The organism is Nocardia sp. NBC_00511 (assembly GCF_045161165.1).
Classification (GTDB): Bacteria; Actinomycetota; Actinomycetes; order Mycobacteriales; family Mycobacteriaceae; genus Nocardia.
This window is the reverse complement of the sequence record NZ_CP107849.1, coordinates 2,264,029-2,280,019: the sequence shown is the minus strand read 5'-3', so window position 1 is coordinate 2,280,019 and position 15,991 is coordinate 2,264,029. Positions and strand designations below refer to the sequence as shown.

At 65.4% G+C, this 15,991-nt stretch carries 16 protein-coding genes; 14 read left to right on the top strand and 2 right to left on the bottom strand.

Annotated elements, in window-relative coordinates:
- Positions 1–144: 144 nt before the first annotated feature.
- Positions 145–846 (bottom strand): TetR/AcrR family transcriptional regulator, encoded by a 702-nt coding sequence (locus tag OG300_RS10805; protein ID WP_405494710.1) that lies wholly within the window; start codon positions 844–846, stop codon positions 145–147.
- Positions 847–946: 100 nt separating this feature from the next.
- On the opposite strand from OG300_RS10805, the gene OG300_RS10800 reads away from it, so the two are divergent.
- From OG300_RS10800 to OG300_RS10745, 12 genes are all read left to right on the top strand, one after another.
- Positions 947–2,074, top strand: coding sequence for an FAD-dependent oxidoreductase (locus tag OG300_RS10800; protein ID WP_405494708.1), 1,128 nt, complete (start codon positions 947–949; stop codon positions 2,072–2,074).
- A 168-nt stretch (positions 2,075–2,242) separates the two neighbouring features.
- A complete protein-coding gene (locus tag OG300_RS10795) occupies positions 2,243–2,623 on the top strand; it encodes a hypothetical protein (protein ID WP_405494706.1) in 381 nt (126 codons plus the stop codon).
- A 64-nt stretch (positions 2,624–2,687) separates the two neighbouring features.
- The gene (locus OG300_RS10790; protein ID WP_405494704.1) at positions 2,688–3,065 is read left to right on the top strand and encodes a DUF2784 domain-containing protein; all 378 of its coding nucleotides are present in this window, start codon (positions 2,688–2,690) and stop codon (positions 3,063–3,065) included.
- A gap of 684 nt (positions 3,066–3,749) precedes the next feature.
- A protein-coding gene (locus OG300_RS10785) for an IS3 family transposase (protein ID WP_331722933.1) occupies positions 3,750–4,894 on the top strand; the annotation gives its coding sequence in 2 pieces (ribosomal slippage) (positions 3,750–4,029 and positions 4,029–4,894; 1,146 coding nt in all).
- A 639-nt stretch (positions 4,895–5,533) separates the two neighbouring features.
- Complete coding sequence (locus OG300_RS10780; RefSeq protein WP_405494703.1) at positions 5,534–6,142, top strand: hypothetical protein; 609 nt, start codon at positions 5,534–5,536, stop codon at positions 6,140–6,142.
- A gap of 889 nt (positions 6,143–7,031) precedes the next feature.
- On the top strand, positions 7,032–7,658 hold the full coding sequence (locus OG300_RS10775) for an amidoligase family protein (RefSeq protein WP_405494701.1): 627 nt from the start codon (positions 7,032–7,034) through the stop codon (positions 7,656–7,658).
- Positions 7,646–8,404 carry a class II glutamine amidotransferase gene (locus tag OG300_RS10770; RefSeq protein ID WP_405494699.1) on the top strand — a complete coding sequence of 253 codons (759 nt, stop codon included), beginning with the start codon at positions 7,646–7,648 and terminating at the stop codon, positions 8,402–8,404. The genes OG300_RS10775 and OG300_RS10770 overlap by 13 nt, the downstream gene beginning before the upstream one ends.
- Positions 8,405–8,585: 181 nt before the next feature.
- The gene (locus OG300_RS10765) at positions 8,586–9,791 is read left to right on the top strand and encodes an amidoligase family protein (RefSeq protein ID WP_405494697.1); all 1,206 of its coding nucleotides are present in this window, start codon (positions 8,586–8,588) and stop codon (positions 9,789–9,791) included.
- Complete coding sequence (locus OG300_RS10760) at positions 9,779–10,555, top strand: hypothetical protein (RefSeq protein WP_405494695.1); 777 nt, start codon at positions 9,779–9,781, stop codon at positions 10,553–10,555. Before OG300_RS10765 ends, OG300_RS10760 begins: the two co-directional genes overlap by 13 nt.
- Before the next feature lie 386 nt (positions 10,556–10,941).
- Positions 10,942–11,436, top strand: coding sequence for a hypothetical protein (locus OG300_RS10755; RefSeq protein ID WP_405494693.1), 495 nt, complete (start codon positions 10,942–10,944; stop codon positions 11,434–11,436).
- Positions 11,437–12,039: 603 nt separating this feature from the next.
- Entirely contained in the window at positions 12,040–12,375 is a 336-nt protein-coding gene (locus OG300_RS10750; protein WP_405494691.1) for a hypothetical protein, read from the top strand.
- 89 nt (positions 12,376–12,464) lie between these two features.
- Positions 12,465–12,989 (top strand): hypothetical protein, encoded by a 525-nt coding sequence (locus tag OG300_RS10745; protein WP_405494689.1) that lies wholly within the window; start codon positions 12,465–12,467, stop codon positions 12,987–12,989.
- A 100-nt stretch (positions 12,990–13,089) separates the two neighbouring features.
- Here OG300_RS10745 and OG300_RS10740 read toward each other — a convergent pair whose 3' ends face one another.
- A complete protein-coding gene (locus tag OG300_RS10740; RefSeq protein ID WP_405494687.1) occupies positions 13,090–13,683 on the bottom strand; it encodes a hypothetical protein in 594 nt (197 codons plus the stop codon).
- A 225-nt stretch (positions 13,684–13,908) separates the two neighbouring features.
- Here OG300_RS10740 and OG300_RS10735 point away from each other — a divergent pair, with 225 nt between their 5' ends.
- Both OG300_RS10735 and dprA read left to right on the top strand, forming a co-directional pair.
- The gene (locus OG300_RS10735) at positions 13,909–15,036 is read left to right on the top strand and encodes a DUF4192 domain-containing protein (RefSeq protein ID WP_405494685.1); all 1,128 of its coding nucleotides are present in this window, start codon (positions 13,909–13,911) and stop codon (positions 15,034–15,036) included.
- On the top strand, positions 15,020–15,889 hold the full coding sequence (dprA, locus tag OG300_RS10730) for a DNA-processing protein DprA (RefSeq protein ID WP_405494683.1): 870 nt from the start codon (positions 15,020–15,022) through the stop codon (positions 15,887–15,889). The genes OG300_RS10735 and dprA overlap by 17 nt, the downstream gene beginning before the upstream one ends.
- Positions 15,890–15,991: the final 102 nt, after the last annotated feature.

Sequence of the window (15,991 nt, the reverse complement as noted above, 5' to 3'; positions counted from 1 at the left end):
CTCCCCTCAATGCTGATCTTTTGAGGTGAGGGGTTGCTTGCGTTATGAGGTGTGAAGGTCGCAATTCATGTTTAGATGCGCATATCCGTGTATACGTATGATTACGGGCACAATCGTGCAGACCAGATGCCTGCGATCGCCTTCCTACCCGTCGATTCCGGTGATGCCCGCGACGATCAGCGCGATGCCGTCGAGGAACTGCGCCCTGTCGTCGTGGTCGCGAAGTTCGTCGGCGATGGCCGTGGCGAAGGGGTACTCCCCCGGGTCCAGGTTCTTCCAGGCGCTCGAGGCGGAGTCCAGGAATCCGATGCGATCGGTGCCGGGCGGGAGGCTACGGGCGCTCAGGCCGTTCTCCGCGTTCTGCCCGGCCGCGCCGAGGATGTAGTGCATGAGCACCGAGGTCGCGACGAACTGCGCCTCCCGCGGCGCCCCCAGCGCGTCCAACTTGCTGCCGATGCTCTCGAAGATCCGGGGCGCGACCGAGCCTCCTGGGCTGCGGGCGAACTGTGAGGCGAGTTGCGCTGCGAGCCAAGGGTGTTCGTCGATCGCCTCGTACAGCCCGACCGCGACCGCGTCGAGCGCCTGCCGCGGGGTGGCCGCGTCCGCGGACGCGTCGGCGGCCAGGGCGTCCGCGATGACGGCGTCGGTGGCGGCGGCGAGCAGTTCACCCTTGTTCGCCACGTGCCAGTAGATCGCGCCGGGACCGGTGGCGAGGTGCTCGGCGAGGGCACGGAAGGTGAGTCCCCCCTCCCCCGCCGCGTCGAGGAGCCCGATGGCGGCTTCGACGATGCGTTCGCGGGAGAGCGGGTTGTCTCGCCGCTCAGGTCGGCGCGTCCTGGTTGCCATGCTCACATCCTGCCACATCCCTGGAACAGCGTTCCATCTTGACAATCCTGGAACGCTGTTCCAGACTGTTGGAACAACGTTCCAGAGAAAGGAAATGGCCATGACCACCAACATCACCATCATCGGCGCCGGACTGGGCGGACTCACCCTGGCCCGCGTTCTGCATGTACACGGCATCCCGGCCACGGTCTACGAAGCCGAGGCATCCCCCACCGCCCGCTCGCAGGGCGGCATGCTCGACATCCACGACGACAGCGGCCAGCCCGCCCTCGAAGCCGCGGGCCTGCTCGACGAATTCCGGAGCCTCATCCTCGAGGGCCGCGAGGTCGTCCGAATCCTCGGCGAGGACGGCAGCGTCCTCTACGACGAGCCCGCCGGCGGTTCGCGCGGCCGCCCCGAGGTCCAGCGCGGCGCACTGCGCCAACTGCTGCTCGATTCGCTGCCCGCCGGAACCGTGCAGTGGAACCACAAGGTCACCAGCGTCAGCTCGCTGACCGACGGCCGCCACGAGGTAACCTTCGCCGACGGCACCACCGTCACCACCGATGTCCTCGTCGGCGCGGACGGCGCCTGGTCCCGCGTACGCCCCCTGTTGTCCACGGCCACACCCGAATACGTGGGCACCTCCTTCGTCGAGACCTTCCTGCTCGACGGCGCGGCCCGCCATCCCGCGACCGGCAAGGCGGTCGGCAGCGGCGCGATGTTCGCCATCGCCCCCGGCAAGGGCCTGCACGTACATCACGAGGGCGGCGGCACCATCCACACCTACACGGCACTCAACCGTTCGCAGGAGTGGTTCGCCGCCATCGATTTCACCGATGCCGAGGCGGCCGCCGCGCGGGTGGCACACGAATTCGACGGCTGGGCACCCGAACTCACCGCGCTGATCTCCGAGACGGACCTCCCGCCCGTCCTGCGCCCCATCAATTCGCTTCCCCTCGACCACCATTGGGACCGGATCCCCGGCGTAACCCTGCTCGGCGATGCCGCACACCTGATGCCGCCCTCCGGCGAAGGCGCGAACCTCGCGATGCTCGACGGTGCGGAGCTCGGCAAGGCACTCGCCGCACACCCCGGCGACGTCGAGGCCGCCCTCGCCGAATACGAGCAGGCCCTGTTCCCCCGCAGCACCGCCGCCGCCGAGGACGCCGTCGACCTCTTCGGCCTGACCTGCCACGACGACAACGCCCCTGCGGGTCTGCTGCACATGTTCGCCGCGCACGACTGACCCAGGGATCCATAGTCAGATGCGCATATCCGCGTGTGCCGATGGATGCGTACTCGTCGTTTTCGCGAAACATGCGCGATCAGCAGAACTCCGAGACAGCATGGGTCCGGTAACCCGGTCTCGATATCGACATTCCAATGGCGCTGTTTTCTCAGTAGGAGACTCATCGTGACGACTGTTCCTCCCGCCTCGCTCACCGAAGAGACCGACCCGGGGGCGATCATCGCCCGCCGGATCCGGCAACTGTTCCCCGAGCACTGGGAGGAAGCCCCCTCCGACGGCCCGGGGCATTGGCTGTTCATCGACCGCCTGGCCGGCGCCGACGAGGAAGGCACACCGCACGGATTCATCGACGTGGAGGCGCGCAGTCTCGACGTTCCGGTGTTCATCGAGGCGGCGGCCGGTGGACCGGTGGGCCCGCGGGTGACCGTCCTCAGCCACGGCAGCCAGATGCGGGTGATTCTGCCCGATGTGGTTGCCCTACCCGATCTCGAAGCGGTCGTCCGAGCGGCCGGGCAGATCTGCCACGTCATTCCCGCCCAGGCCTGAACCAGCCACTCCACGAATCCGACAGGAGCTGCCGGTTCCCACGCACCGCTCCTATTCTGGATTCATGCTCTACCGGCTGCTCGCCGACCTGACCGCCGTCGTCCATTTTCTGTTCGTGGCCTACGTGGTGGTGGGCGGTTTCATCGCCTGGCGGTGGCCACGCACCATCTGGCTGCACATCCTCGCCGTCGCCTGGGGTTTCAGCACGATCCTGTTCAGGTTCGAATGCCCGCTGACCGACCTCGAGAACTGGGCCCGCCACCGGGCGGGCGTGGCCGGCCTCCCGTCCAGCGGGTTCATCGACCACTACATCACCGGCGTCCTGTACCCCCGCAGTGCGCTCGAGCTGGTGCGCGTACTTGTGGCAGTGGCCGTGATCGTGTCGTGGGCCGGACTGGCGTGGCGATCCCGCCGCCGCGCCGATACGGTCGGCATCGAGTAGGCGGCTTCCGTGAACACGTTTACGCAGGTGGAGACATCATTCGGTCCGATGGCGGGCTGAGGGCGCCGACCCCGACGGGCGGTGATCCGGAGTTCGGGATCACCGCCGCAGGCCGCGGATTCGGTATTCGGAGGCGTCGCGGATCGGCGGCGTGCCGGAGGCGTTCCGTCCGTCCTGTGCCGTTCGGTCCGGCCTGTTCGGCGCTGTCTTGGCAACTTCTTGGCAAGATGGGAACACAGTCTGACCTGGTCAAACCTGCCCCCTTGGCAACCCGGCTCGTCCGCCCGAACCAAGCGCCGGAACGACGCCTCTGTTCGCGTGCAGACATAAACAGCACGACAACTCGGCACTCGAGGGAAGAACCTGCAACCACTTGACCCCCAGTGAGCCCGAAACCGTCATTCTGCGTCCAATGAGGGTTTGGCGGGTCCAGGTCAGAGACCCGCTCGCGTCCATCCGGTACCGATCTGTCCAGCCTGTGCGTACCCGCCTTGGCACACTGTCGGCACAATGGATACACGGCCTGAACTGGCGATTCCGTGCCGCGTAGTCACACCAGCCTAAGACATCAGAACCTTCAAAGCGTCAGGCTGATTCAGCGTGAAATCGGCGTAGACGGGACTGCCCCCGGTTTGGTTGACTCCTGACCTGTGAGGACCTCCTCGCAGTGGAAGGATCACCGACATGCCCAAGCCCTATCCCGAGGAGTTCCGCCGCGACGTAGTCGCGGTCGCCCGCAAGGGCGAGATCCCGTTGACCCAGATCGCGAAGGACTTCGGGATCTCGCAAAGCTGCGTGAAGAACTGGGTGAAACAGGCCGACATCGAGGATGGACATCGCCCCGGCGTCACCGGTGATGAGTCGGCCGAGCTTCGCGAGGCCCGCAAACGGATCCGGCAACTCGAACAAGAAGCCGAGGTCATGCGCCGTGCGGTCGCCTACTTCTCGCGCGATGTGAACCCAAAATGATGTACCCGCTGGTCCTGGACCTGGCCGCAGACAAGATTCCTGTCGCGGTGACCTGTCGGGTACTCGGATTCTCCACCCAAGCATTCTTCAAATGGAAGAAGAACCCTGTCTCGCAACGGGATTGGGACGATGCGCATCTGATCAATGCCGCCTACGACATCCATGCCGACGACCCTGCGTTCGGCTACCGGTTCATCGCCGATGAGTTGCCCGCCCGCGGCATCCGCGCGGGTGAGAACCGAGTCGCCAGATTGTGTTCACAGCAACGGATCTGGAGCGTATTCGCCAAGAAACGCGGGGTGAACCGCAAGTCCGGCCCACCGGTCCACGACGACCTCGTCGACCGCAAATTCACCGCCGACGCCCCGGATGCCGTGTGGCTGACCGATATCACCGAGCACGCCACCGGCGAGGGCAAGCTCTATCTGTGCGCGATCAAGGACGTGTTCTCCAACCGGATCGTGGGCTACTCGATCGATTCTCGGATGAAGGCATCGATCGCGGTATCGGCGCTGCATCACGCCGTCGCGTTCCGCTCACCAGACGCGACGGTCGTTCACTCTGACAGGGGCAGTCAGTTTCGTTCCCGAAAGTTCGTGAATGCATTGTCAGTCAACGGTTTACGAGGCTCGATGGGCCGCGTCGGGGCGTGTGGTGACAATGCGGCCATGGAGTCGTTCTTCGCGCTGCTGCAGAAGAATGTCCTCGACCGGCAGCGCTGGGCGACCCGCGCGGAACTGCGGTTGGCGATCGTGGTCTGGATCGAGAAGACCTACCACCGCACTCGTCGGCAACGCCGACTCGGCCGGCTCACCCCGATCGAGTTTGAGACAATAAACCGGCCCGCGCTCGCGGCCTGAACCACTACACCCGCGAGTCAACCAAACTCGGGGCAGTCCCGACGGTCTTCATCGTGATCTACGGCTGTTACCCGGACACCGACGCGGATGTCGACTGCGGAACCGGCGCTCTCCCCCATGAGCACATGGAAGCTGGGCTGTTCCGCGAGGATGAAGTCGCAGCACTCAACATGCCGGACGGCTACGGCTGGCTGAGATCTGCACGGCTGAGGCGACTTCCAGCGACTACCAGAAGTTCGATTTCCCATTTGTCTCCTGGCTGCGCCGGCATCGCAGCATGCCCCCTGCCTCGGCCAGAGCAACCCGGCCGAGGCAGTGCGTACAGACTCAGACTGCTGCCGGGCGACGTCAACCGTCGGCGAGTCACATGGAGTCGACCCGCCCTTGGGATTGCGCACCGCCAGCGAGTGCGGCTGTGTGACACCACGACTCGCTGCACAGCATGGAAATGCAATCACGCCACCTCAGCAGGAAGGCCCGACAATGACTTCCGATCCTTCGACGAGGAATCCCTCTCGACAAGCGGCGTTTCGCGGTGTTCGATGGGTCAAACTATCGCATCACCGGGAACCAGCACAGGCGCTGTTGCGCGGCTACCGTCCACGTCGCGGCGCAGCCGCACCGGGACGGGACGCCACTGTGGGAATCGACATCACCTGCCCGACCTGTGGGCACGACGACCGAGTTCAGCGAGTCCCGGCCGTTCGGGCGACCGGAACGACCACGGTCTACGGGCAGGACTACCACTCCGGCGTCGCCGTCAGTTCCGGGGGACTGATCCCGGTCATCGGTTCAACAGCGACCGACCGCACCTACTCGACCAGCCTCTCCAACTCCCTGGCATTGGCACCCCTCCAACGCGGTTCGGGCAAGCTGGTGCTTTTCGGCTTGATCTTCGCGATTCCTGCTCTCATTTTCCTCTTGATCGCCATCGTCAACTTCTCTGATCCTAAAGCGACAACGCCGTTGGCCGTGTTTCTCGTCGCCAACTTTCTGTTGATCTCCACGATGGCTACTCCCTCGCTGTTCTTGTTCTGGATCGCGTCTCACAGAACTCGCCGGAACAGTCGAATTTCCAAAGGCATATCTGTCAGTAAGAACATTTGGAGCGCAGGCCACTATTGCCATCGGTGCGGCTACTGCTTCTGGCCATATCCGATCGCACCCGGAATTCCGGCACGCCATTCCATCACGCCGGAAAACTATCGCCGGATCGTGTGGAACGCCGGTGGATACGCCAACCTCTGACGAACTCACAGTGGCCGGATAGCCCGGTTTCCACCAACGTTCCCCTTGAGTCTAGGTGGCGAGTGAACGTGCGCTGGACCGTACCCGCCGACCAATGCCACCCCGGCTGACAATTAGTCAAGTCATGTAGCCCGCGCTCTGAACCCGGCAATGCACACCTCGGCAATCGACACCGACCGCTTACGCGTTCACGGCACCTAACATCCGCGAACCATCAATCGTTCGCGTCCATAATCTCCCCACCCAAAGCCGCGATAGGAATTTCCTGTCGCGGCTTTGTCGTTCTCCGAATCGCTGGAAGGCGACCCCGATGCCTGTCCCTGTATCTTCCTCAGCTCATTCATGTGCGGTCTGCCAGCCCACTATTTCTCCACAGCAGGCACGAACGACTGTCGCCGAGCCAGTCGCTCCCTCGTTCGCAAGTGCTGTGGCACGGTGCGATCGCTGCGGCGAGCCCAGCCAGCAGCTGGCCACGACCCTGGAATTCGGTCAGATCTGCCGCACCTGCGTGCCTGGGTGGTCGGAATGCGCGCGCTGCCGATACACCAGCCCGACCACGTGGCGCACCGATACCGGCGACCGCGTCTGCCCGGCGTGTATCAACAGGTTCTTCGATCACTGCGGAGCATGCAGCCTCTACACCGCCGAGAGCCGTTATGTATCGGGCGGCGCACGTGTCTGTTCCGGCTGCGCACAGAATTACAACTCGTGCGGCCACTGCGGCGCTTTGCTACCTGATGGCACCGAGTGCGACAGCTGTGGATCACCTGGCCGTGTCTGGAACTACAACTACAAACCCGATCCTCGATTCTTCGGAAACGGCCCGGTGTTTCTCGGTCTCGAGCTGGAAATCATCGTTCCCCGGCACAGGTACGAGGTGTGCGCGTCGATGGTCGGGGAGTCCGTCGGGGATCTGGCGTATCTGAAGCACGATTCGTCGATCGAACCGTCGGGTTTCGAACTGGTCACCCATCCGATGGAGTACCGGTACGCGGTCGAGCAGTTCCCGTGGGAATTGCTCGAACTGCTCGAAGAGCTCGGCTGCCGCTCCGATCACAGTGTCGGTATCCATGTTCATGTCTCCCGCGACGGCTTCGACTCCGCGGCACATATCTTCCGGTGGGCGAAGCTCATTTACCGCAACGAATCCCAGACCGTCGCGTTGGCGCGGCGGCGATCGAATTATGCGGCGTTCTCCCCCATCGCGCGAGCACGGGTCAAGCACACCGCCAAGGACGATCTGCCGCGGTTCGGGATGGACCGGTATCAGGCGATCAACCCGCACCCACGCAAGAGCCTCGAGGTCCGAGTGTTCGCCGGTTCCCTTGACCGCCAACAGGTTCAAGCGGCACTGGCGTTCGTCGCGGCCACCGTCGAATACACGCGCACCCTGACCTGCACCCAAGTCGTCCGACACGGCGGCTGGGAATGGGAACAATTCACGACCTGGGTCGCCCAGCACGAGGACTACGCGCCACTGCGCGCGGAGATGGAGACCCTCGCATGTGCCTACTGACCTACTTCCCACCCGGCGCCACCCCGGACCTGACGGCGTTGAGGAACGGCGCGCGAGTCAACAAAGATGGTCATGGGTTCGCCGTCGTCACCGACGCCAGCGTGATGGTCGGGCGCGGCATGGACGCCGAGGAAATACTCGACGAGTTCGCCGCCGTCCGTGCCCGGTATCCGGATCGGCCGGCGCTGTTCCACAGCCGCTACGCCACCCACGGTGCGGTGAGCATCGACAACTGCCACCCCTTCCGGCTCGGCCGTGATCGACGCACCGTGCTGGCGCACAATGGGGTTCTACCCCGACGAGTACGGCCCGCCCCGTACGACCCCCGCTCGGACACCCGGATCGCGGCCGGAACCTACCTGCCGCACATGCCTTTCGGGTCGCTCGACACTACGCAGGGCCGCCGCGGACTGGAGTCCTGGTTGGGGGCAAGCAAACTCGTCATCCTCACCATCGACCCCGGCTTCGCCCACAATGCCTACATATTCAACGAATCGGCAGGAATCTGGGACGACGGGATCTGGTACTCCAATCCCGGCTACCGCCCCGAACCGGAACCGGCGCTGCTGCGCGCACGAGCGTGGCTGTATGTCTGTGAAAGCTGCGGAGAGGTCGACTTCGGCCGACGCGGCCGCTACTGCGGTAGCTGCGGTTGGTGTTTCCTGTGCGCCAATCCCTTCCCCCACTGCGACTGCGCACAACGCACCGGCACGGGCGTAACACTGCGTCGCCAGACCGTCCGCTAGACCTCACGCCCCTGCGCATCCGCCGAGCCGGCGTCACCGATACACCCTCGCTGATCGAGCGATTCGCTCCTAGCCCGAACTGACGGTGCGTGCGTCGTTCGCGCACCTCTGCCACCGGGGCACCTGATTCGTTTTCACCGCTTCTCTACCCTCCCTCGATTCTCAGAGAGGTCCCACACCCATGCCCGAAATACTGGACACAATCGCGCTGTGCCGCGCCTGTTCCGCACCGATCCCTGACGATCCGCTTCTGGATGATCCCGCTACCGAATGCCAGGACTGCGATGAGCGTCCCTTCTGCCAGGACTGCGACGAGCGGGTCAACGACATCCACGAGACCGTCGATGACGGTGTTCTCTGCACGAGCTGCGCGCGGCGCTGGTCGCAATGCGAATACTGCGAGCGCTGCACCACCGCTGGTGAGGCGACCGTCAGCGGCGACATCGTCTGCGACAGCTGCCACGACAGCCACTACTGGCGCTGCTCGGATTGCCGTCTGCTGTCGCGATACCTGCGCAGTGTCGACAACGGCGAGGAGGTGTGCCGCGACTGCCAGGCCAACTACCGCGTATGCGACGACTGCGACTACCTCACCACCAGCGACGACTACTGCACCTCGTGCTTCCGCGACCGCCGCAATGACCACATCCACGATTATTCCTACAAGCCCGACCCGTACTTCCACGGCCACGGTCCGGTCTTTCTGGGTTTGGAACTCGAGATCAAAACCCCGAGCCGTTCCCTGCAAGCCTGCGCCGAGATCGCCGCGGACAACCTCGGCGACCTGGGCTATCTCAAGGAAGACGGATCCATCGGCTACCAAGGCGGGTTCGAGATCGTCACCCACCCGATGAGCTACGAGTGGGCCATCGAAGAGTTCCCGTGGAAGATGCTGCGCGAGTTACGGATTCGTGGCGCGTATGTCGACGACCATGTCGGCATCCACGTGCACGTCTCCCGCAAGGGATTCGATTCGCCGGCGCACGTGTACCGGTGGATGAAGTTCTTCTACCGCAACGAATCTCACGCGGTCCAGCTGGCTCGTCGCCGCAGTGACGACTGGGCCAGCTTCACGCCCGAAACCCGCGCCGGGATCGCCAAGTTCGCCAAGGGTGAACGTTTCGGCTACGGCCGCTACCAGGCCATCAACGTCTACCCCGAAGACACGTTCGAAGTCCGGATCTTCGCCAGTTCCCTGCACCGCCAACAGGTTCAAGCGGCGTTGGCGTTCATCGCCGCGTCGGTGGAATACACCCGCACCCTCACCTCCGGCGACGTCGCGCGTCGACGCGGCTGGGAATGGACCGTATTCGTCACTTGGGTGCGAGCCCACCCGATCTATCTGCCCTTGCTGGCGGAAATGGAGGCCCTCGCATGTGCATCCTGAGCTTCTACAAGCCCGGCGTCACACTGGATCTCGCCGCACTACGCGACGGCGCGCTGGCCAACCCACACGGGCACGGTTACGCCGTCGTCGCCGACGACCGCATCCTCGTCGGGCGCGGACTCGACGCCGCCGCAGTGATCGAGGAATTCGGCTCCGTGCGTGCCCGTTTCCCGGACACTCCGGCATTGTTCCACTCCCGTTTCGCCACCCATGGCTACATCAGCGAACAGAACTGCCATCCCTTCGCCGTCGGCGGTGACGCCCGAACTGTGCTGGCGCACAACGGGATTCTCCCTGCAATCGTGCACCCCGTGAAAGGCGATCCCCGCTCGGACACCCGTGTCGCGGCCGAGGATTTCTTTCCCCTGCGCCCGTTCGGGTCGTTGGACTCCTGGGCCGGCCGCGCCGACCTCGAGGAATGGCTCGACGGCGACAAGATGATCCTGCTCACCGTCGACCCCCGCTACAAACACACCGCGTACCTGTTCAACGAACACCACGGGCATTGGAGCCGCGACGGAATCTGGTACTCCAACCACTCCTATGTGTGGCGTGGACCGGCCGCCAGCACCGACGACAAGGCCGAACACCGCTTCTACGACTACTGCGACTACTGCGGGCAGTACGGCCTCGAGAGCACCGGCCCGCACTGCCCGGTGTGCGGCTACTGCGACCAATGCTGGCACGAATTCCCACACTGCGAATGCGAATTCCTCACCGGCACAGAACGATACGCCGACCTGACCTTCGTCGACCACGCCTAGATCGGCAGCGACATCCCTGCGAGCGGGATAGCCGGGCTTGGTGTGGTCGGCAGAAAGACATGAGCTGATGGCGGATTACGAAGCGGGCGTCATTGCCGCCGTCGGTGGGCCCCCGGGCGCGTTTCCTACCGGCCCACTGCTCCTCCGTCCTGCTCCCACCGGCTCCGGCTGTCACTGGCGCTATCCAACCCGCTCCGCGGCTCTCACCGCGCGTCACAGCGCCGATTAGCCCCACCACTCACGCACACCGCAGGCCGTCCGGCCGCCGCGGTTGTCGCGGCGACCCGAGAAATGGAGGTCCCCGATGATTCACACCCGCTCCGTCTCGCCCCCACTCATAGACGTGCGCCCGTCATCCTGTCCACACTCCCACCGGCGGTGTCTCCGTGAATACTGATCCGAGCCGCTACCTCGCCCGCCTGCGCGTCATGCCCGGCTACGAGGCGGCTGTGCCTGCCCCGCCCTCGACCGAAGTGATGGTCGTCGGCTACCGAGCGTGCTTCGCCGCCGCAGCGGCACCTGGCACACCGATCTCGCGTTTCGATGCCCTCACGGCCAGGGCCGTAGATCGGACGGCGACGCCGATGGCGTTGATCTCGGTCGAACACGCCACTCAAAGGCTCCGTATCCACACCGGCGGTGGTACCGAAATCAGCTGGGAAGAGTACTATTTCACCGCTTTCGGTGATTCGGGTACCCGATGGCATCTGCTGCCTGTAGTGGCCTCGTCCGACGGCGGATTCGTCGTCGCGCGCGGCGCCTGGTCGGCCAGTGGATATGAGGCTGTGCTCACCCGCTCCACCCTCACCCAGGCTCCATTCGCGCCGCCGGTGGTGGCGGTGCACAACGCCGATCCGCACACCGGCGCGCAACGGTGGTGATCTCGAGCGCCGCCGCGCTGATGCGGTGGATCGAGGCCGCACTCCCCGACATCGACTCCACCACCTTCGGCCCCTGGCTCGCCCAACCTCCCACACCCGACGCGATCACCGCGGTCATCCACGTGCGAGTCGAGTCTGCCGCTCGGCCAACGCAATCCATCGTCGTCGCCCTCTCCGCATGTCGCACGACCGGCGATCACCCAGCTCGCTAGTGCGCCGTGGCGCGTATCCATCATCGACAGTCAGGAGTGATCCGTGAATTCTCCAGCGCCGTCACCGAATTCGGCCCGGCCACCGATTCTCGCTCGTCTGCACGATGCGCCGACCGCGCAGGGCTTGGCCATCCCGTTTCTCACGCTATGCCACCGCGGCCGGGTCTCCCCGGTCTGGGGTGCGATCGACCCCGAACGACACGTTCTGGTGCTGGGGCTTCGCCTGTGTCAGGTCTGCGGTGAGGAACTCGGCAGGGGGCATGGGCCCGGGCAGCAAGTCGTGGTGTTCGTGCGCCCCCAGGACTGGGTCCGTGGTGTCGGCCCGGAAGCCGGGCTTCACCCCGAGTGCGCCGCCTACTCCACCCGGGGCTGTCCGATGTTGGCTGGGCGCATGCCCACCTACCGATCCAACGCGATCGCCGCACGCATCACCCCCTGCGAGGATCCCGAATGCGACTGCCCCCAATGGATTCAGCCCGGCCCGAGCTCCGAGGAAGCCACTCGGGCGGGCCACCCTGCCGATGCGTGGTACTCGATCCTCATCGACGCCAATGACTACCGGATCGTCCCCGTCCGGGATACCGAATCCGGGCCTGTCACCTACGGAGTCGAATTGCGTGGGCTGCGCATCCGACGACTCCGGAAAGTGCGGGGCACCACGGTTAGCGCACCGACGATCCTGGACCGGCTGGCCGCGATGCTCGATCTCGATCGACTCACACCGTGAACACCGAGCCCCAAGAAGCAGCGGCCACGGTCAAAGGGGTCCCCAAACCTGACCGGGAAAGGAGTTCTCGGGTGGGATCGTCTCTGCGAGTGCTCTCGCTCGGTGCGGGCGTGCAGTCGACGACATTGCTGTTGCTGATCGCGCACGGCGAGTTGCCGATGATCGATGCCGCGATCTTCGCTGACACCGGCTGGGAACCCGAAGCGGTGTACCGGCATCTCGACAGAATCGAACGCGAGATCGCCACGCCCGCAGGGATTCCGCTGCATCGCGTCAGCAACGGCCACCGGGACCCCTGCGGCTCGCTGCTGGACGACGCAGTGATCGGTGACGACTTCGTCGAACGCATAGATCTCACAGCACAATTCAGCCGTGTTACTCGGACGATCGATCTGTTTCACAGGTACGCACAACGCGCTGGTTGGCTTGTCCTCACCGTCACTCCAACGCGAGTGGAGATGTCGTTCGCTCCGGCGAACTCGATCTCGATCTCGCTGCCCGCGCCCCGGGGACCTGTAGCCGTCATTGCGGGAGACCGCAGTACGCCCGACCAAACCCACAATGGGGCGGGCGCTCGAATGCCCGCCCCATGTCGCCTAACTGAACGCGGCTGAGGCTTCCTCGACCACGCGACGATGCCGCGCAAGGCCGGGCCTTCTCCCTCGGCCGCCGATCCGGCACTGCCTTGGTGGCGCAACGGGTACGGGCCACCACTTACAGTTCCCGCACGTCCTTGTCGGCCTGCGAAGCCTCCGGGCCTGGGATCTCGTCGGATGGGGTGACCGGCTCGGCCTCACCGTCGGATTGTTCGTTCACACCCACGTTTCGAGATGCCGAGACTTCTAATGCACGCGGGTTTCGGCGACTTGGCTCGGGCACGGTTGTGGGGGCCGAGAGCGGTCCGGTGTCGGCCGTGCGCCACGCAGCCAGTAGCTGCCGTGCGCGTTTGACGGTGATCTCGAGCAGGTCGGCGAGTTCTTCGTCGCTCTGCACGTGGGCACGCACCACCGCGGCTGCCGCAGCTTGTGCCTGCTCGTGCGTCGTGATCTCGCCCGCAGCCCGCGCCAGCACGGCGTCGATCTGCTCACGCAGTGCGGCCACGTCACCCTCACGCCGGTCTTCAAGTGCGCTGATCGCCTGCCACGCGCTGAGGTAGTCGGCCACTGCGCGGGTGATCGTCTTCTCGCGCTCGGTCGCCGCAGCGCGGCGTTCGAGGCTGCGTTGGTGTGAGCGTTGCAGGCGAGCAACAAGTTCCGGAGAATCCTTGCCGCGTGATCGACGACGTTGCGGGCGCGGAGATTCGGTCATGGTCAACAGCTCCTGACGGGCGTTCCGATAACCCGATCAGTCCCTCGCACCCCCGACGATACCGATCACACCCCGCGCAGCCGCACCCCGCGCTCAATTCGTTGCCTATCGGCGTCGTCGCGGTCGAGGAGATGTCGCCGCCGACCGAACTCACCTGCGTGTATCCGCACCTCGCGTCATGCCGCTTCGCTTTCGTCTACCCATCGACACCGAGGAGTCGTCGTTATGTCCTCACCCGTGTTTCTCGGCAACCCGGCCGACCTCATCGCGTCCGTACCCGCAGTGCTGGGCTTCACTCCCACCCGATCGATCGTGCTGCTGTTCGCGAATCCCCAATCCCCTTCGGGCACAGCGGTATCGCTACCGTTCGCCGCCCGCGCGAACTCTCCTGGAGACAAGGATTCGCTCTCCGACGCCGCACTCGCGCACTACGCGATGGACATGTGCGCCCGCCTCGACGCGGTCGCGGTGCTCGTGGTGTTCGTCGACGACCGCCTGACCCCGCCGCTCACATCCGGCACCGCCGATCCGCGGCACAGATCCGTGCTCGAAGTCCTGGCCCGCCATCTCGAGTCGGTGAACCGAGTACTCGGTGGCACGTGGGCGGCTCGCGCGCTCGCGCCGAAAGCCGAATGGTGGAACGCACTCGACCCCAGCGAGTCTGGACTCCTGCCCGACCCCGATACCTCACCGGTGGCCCTCGCCTATACCGGTGCGGGTCGCACGATCCACCGCAATCGCAGCGCACTCGCCGAGTCGGTGACCACTGACACCGCGATGCGCGATCGCCTCGCCCCTCTGTTGGCGGCGGCCGCCGCCGATGCGCACGAGCGATGGGTCCGCACCGCGCGAATCGGTGACCCCGACGCCGACACGCGCCGGACACTATGGCGAGTGGTGCACGCCATCTCCACATGGTCCCCGACCGGATCACCCGACCTGCGCGTGCTGGCTGAGGTCGCGGTCGCCCTGCGCGACAGCGCTATTCGCGATGCGATGTTCGGAGTCGCCGCTGGCGTGCACGCTGCGCGTGCCGAACAGCTGTGGTCGATCCTAACCCGAGCTCTGCCCGACCCGGACCGCGCCGAAGCCGCCACCCTCCTGGCCTTCCACGCCTACCTGCGCGGCGAGTGCCCGCTGGCCGGGATCGCGCTCGAGGCCGCGTTGTCGTCCGATCCCGAGCATGTCATGGCGCGACTGCTGCATATCGGTCTGTCCCACGGCATGAACCCCACACGCCTGCACAAGTTGTGCCGATCCGCGATCGAGGCCGCCGCCGAACTGCGCATCGATATCGGTGCGCCACAACCCCATTCACACACCAAGGAAGGTGAACGTGACAAGTCCCGATGAACGCCTGCACGCATGGGCACTGCTGGCGCGAGCAGCGCTGGCCTCGCCCATCATTGTGCACGCGTTGCTGATCGAACACGGCCCCCTGGCTGCGGCGGAATATATCGCTGCCGACGCCCGTGATTCGCGCTTCGGGCCGGTGACCCGGGAGATGGCCGCCTACGACCTCGAGCGTGCCGAGCGCGCCGGTGCACGGTTGGTGACCCGCGATGACCCCGGCTGGCCGGCCGTGCTCGCCGACCTCGACACTGTCGGCGCGCACGCGCCGATCGCGTTGTGGTCTCGCGGGCGCGGACAACTGAACCTGTTGACCGAACGCGCTGTCGCGGTGGTCGGTTCGCGGGCCGCGACCAGCTACGGCGAGAAGGTCGCCACCCATCTGGCGACCGGACTGGGCGAGCACGGCTGGACCGTGGTGAGCGGTGGCGCGTTCGGTGTCGACGCTGCTGCGCATCAGGCCGCGCTCGACGCGAGACGCCCGACGGTCGCGGTGCTGCCCGCCGGGCTGCATCGGCTGTTCCCCCACGGCAACGCCTACCAGTTGGCGCGGATCGAAGAGACCGGGCTGCTGCTCAGCGAGTACCCGCCAGGTGTCGAGCCCAGCCGTCCGAATTTCTTGGCGCGCAACAGGATCGTCGCCGCGCTGGCTGTCGGGATGGTCGTGCCCGAGGCCGGGTTGCGCAGCGGCACCGCCAACACGGTGGGCTGGGCCACCAAACTCCAGCGGCCGGTCACCGCGGTCCCGGGCCCGATCGACTCCGCGGCTTCACGTGGCTGCCACGAATTCATCCGTACCGGTCAAGCCACGCTCGCCGTCGATGCCCAGGATGTCCTCGACGCACTCGCCCGCTGACGCCGCCGGCCCTGCGCCCCGCGACATCTGACGCAGCGATGCCGTCTCGGCGCCTCACTCGCGTTCCGCGTTTCTCGCACTGCTCGTTCTCGATTGTTCCCG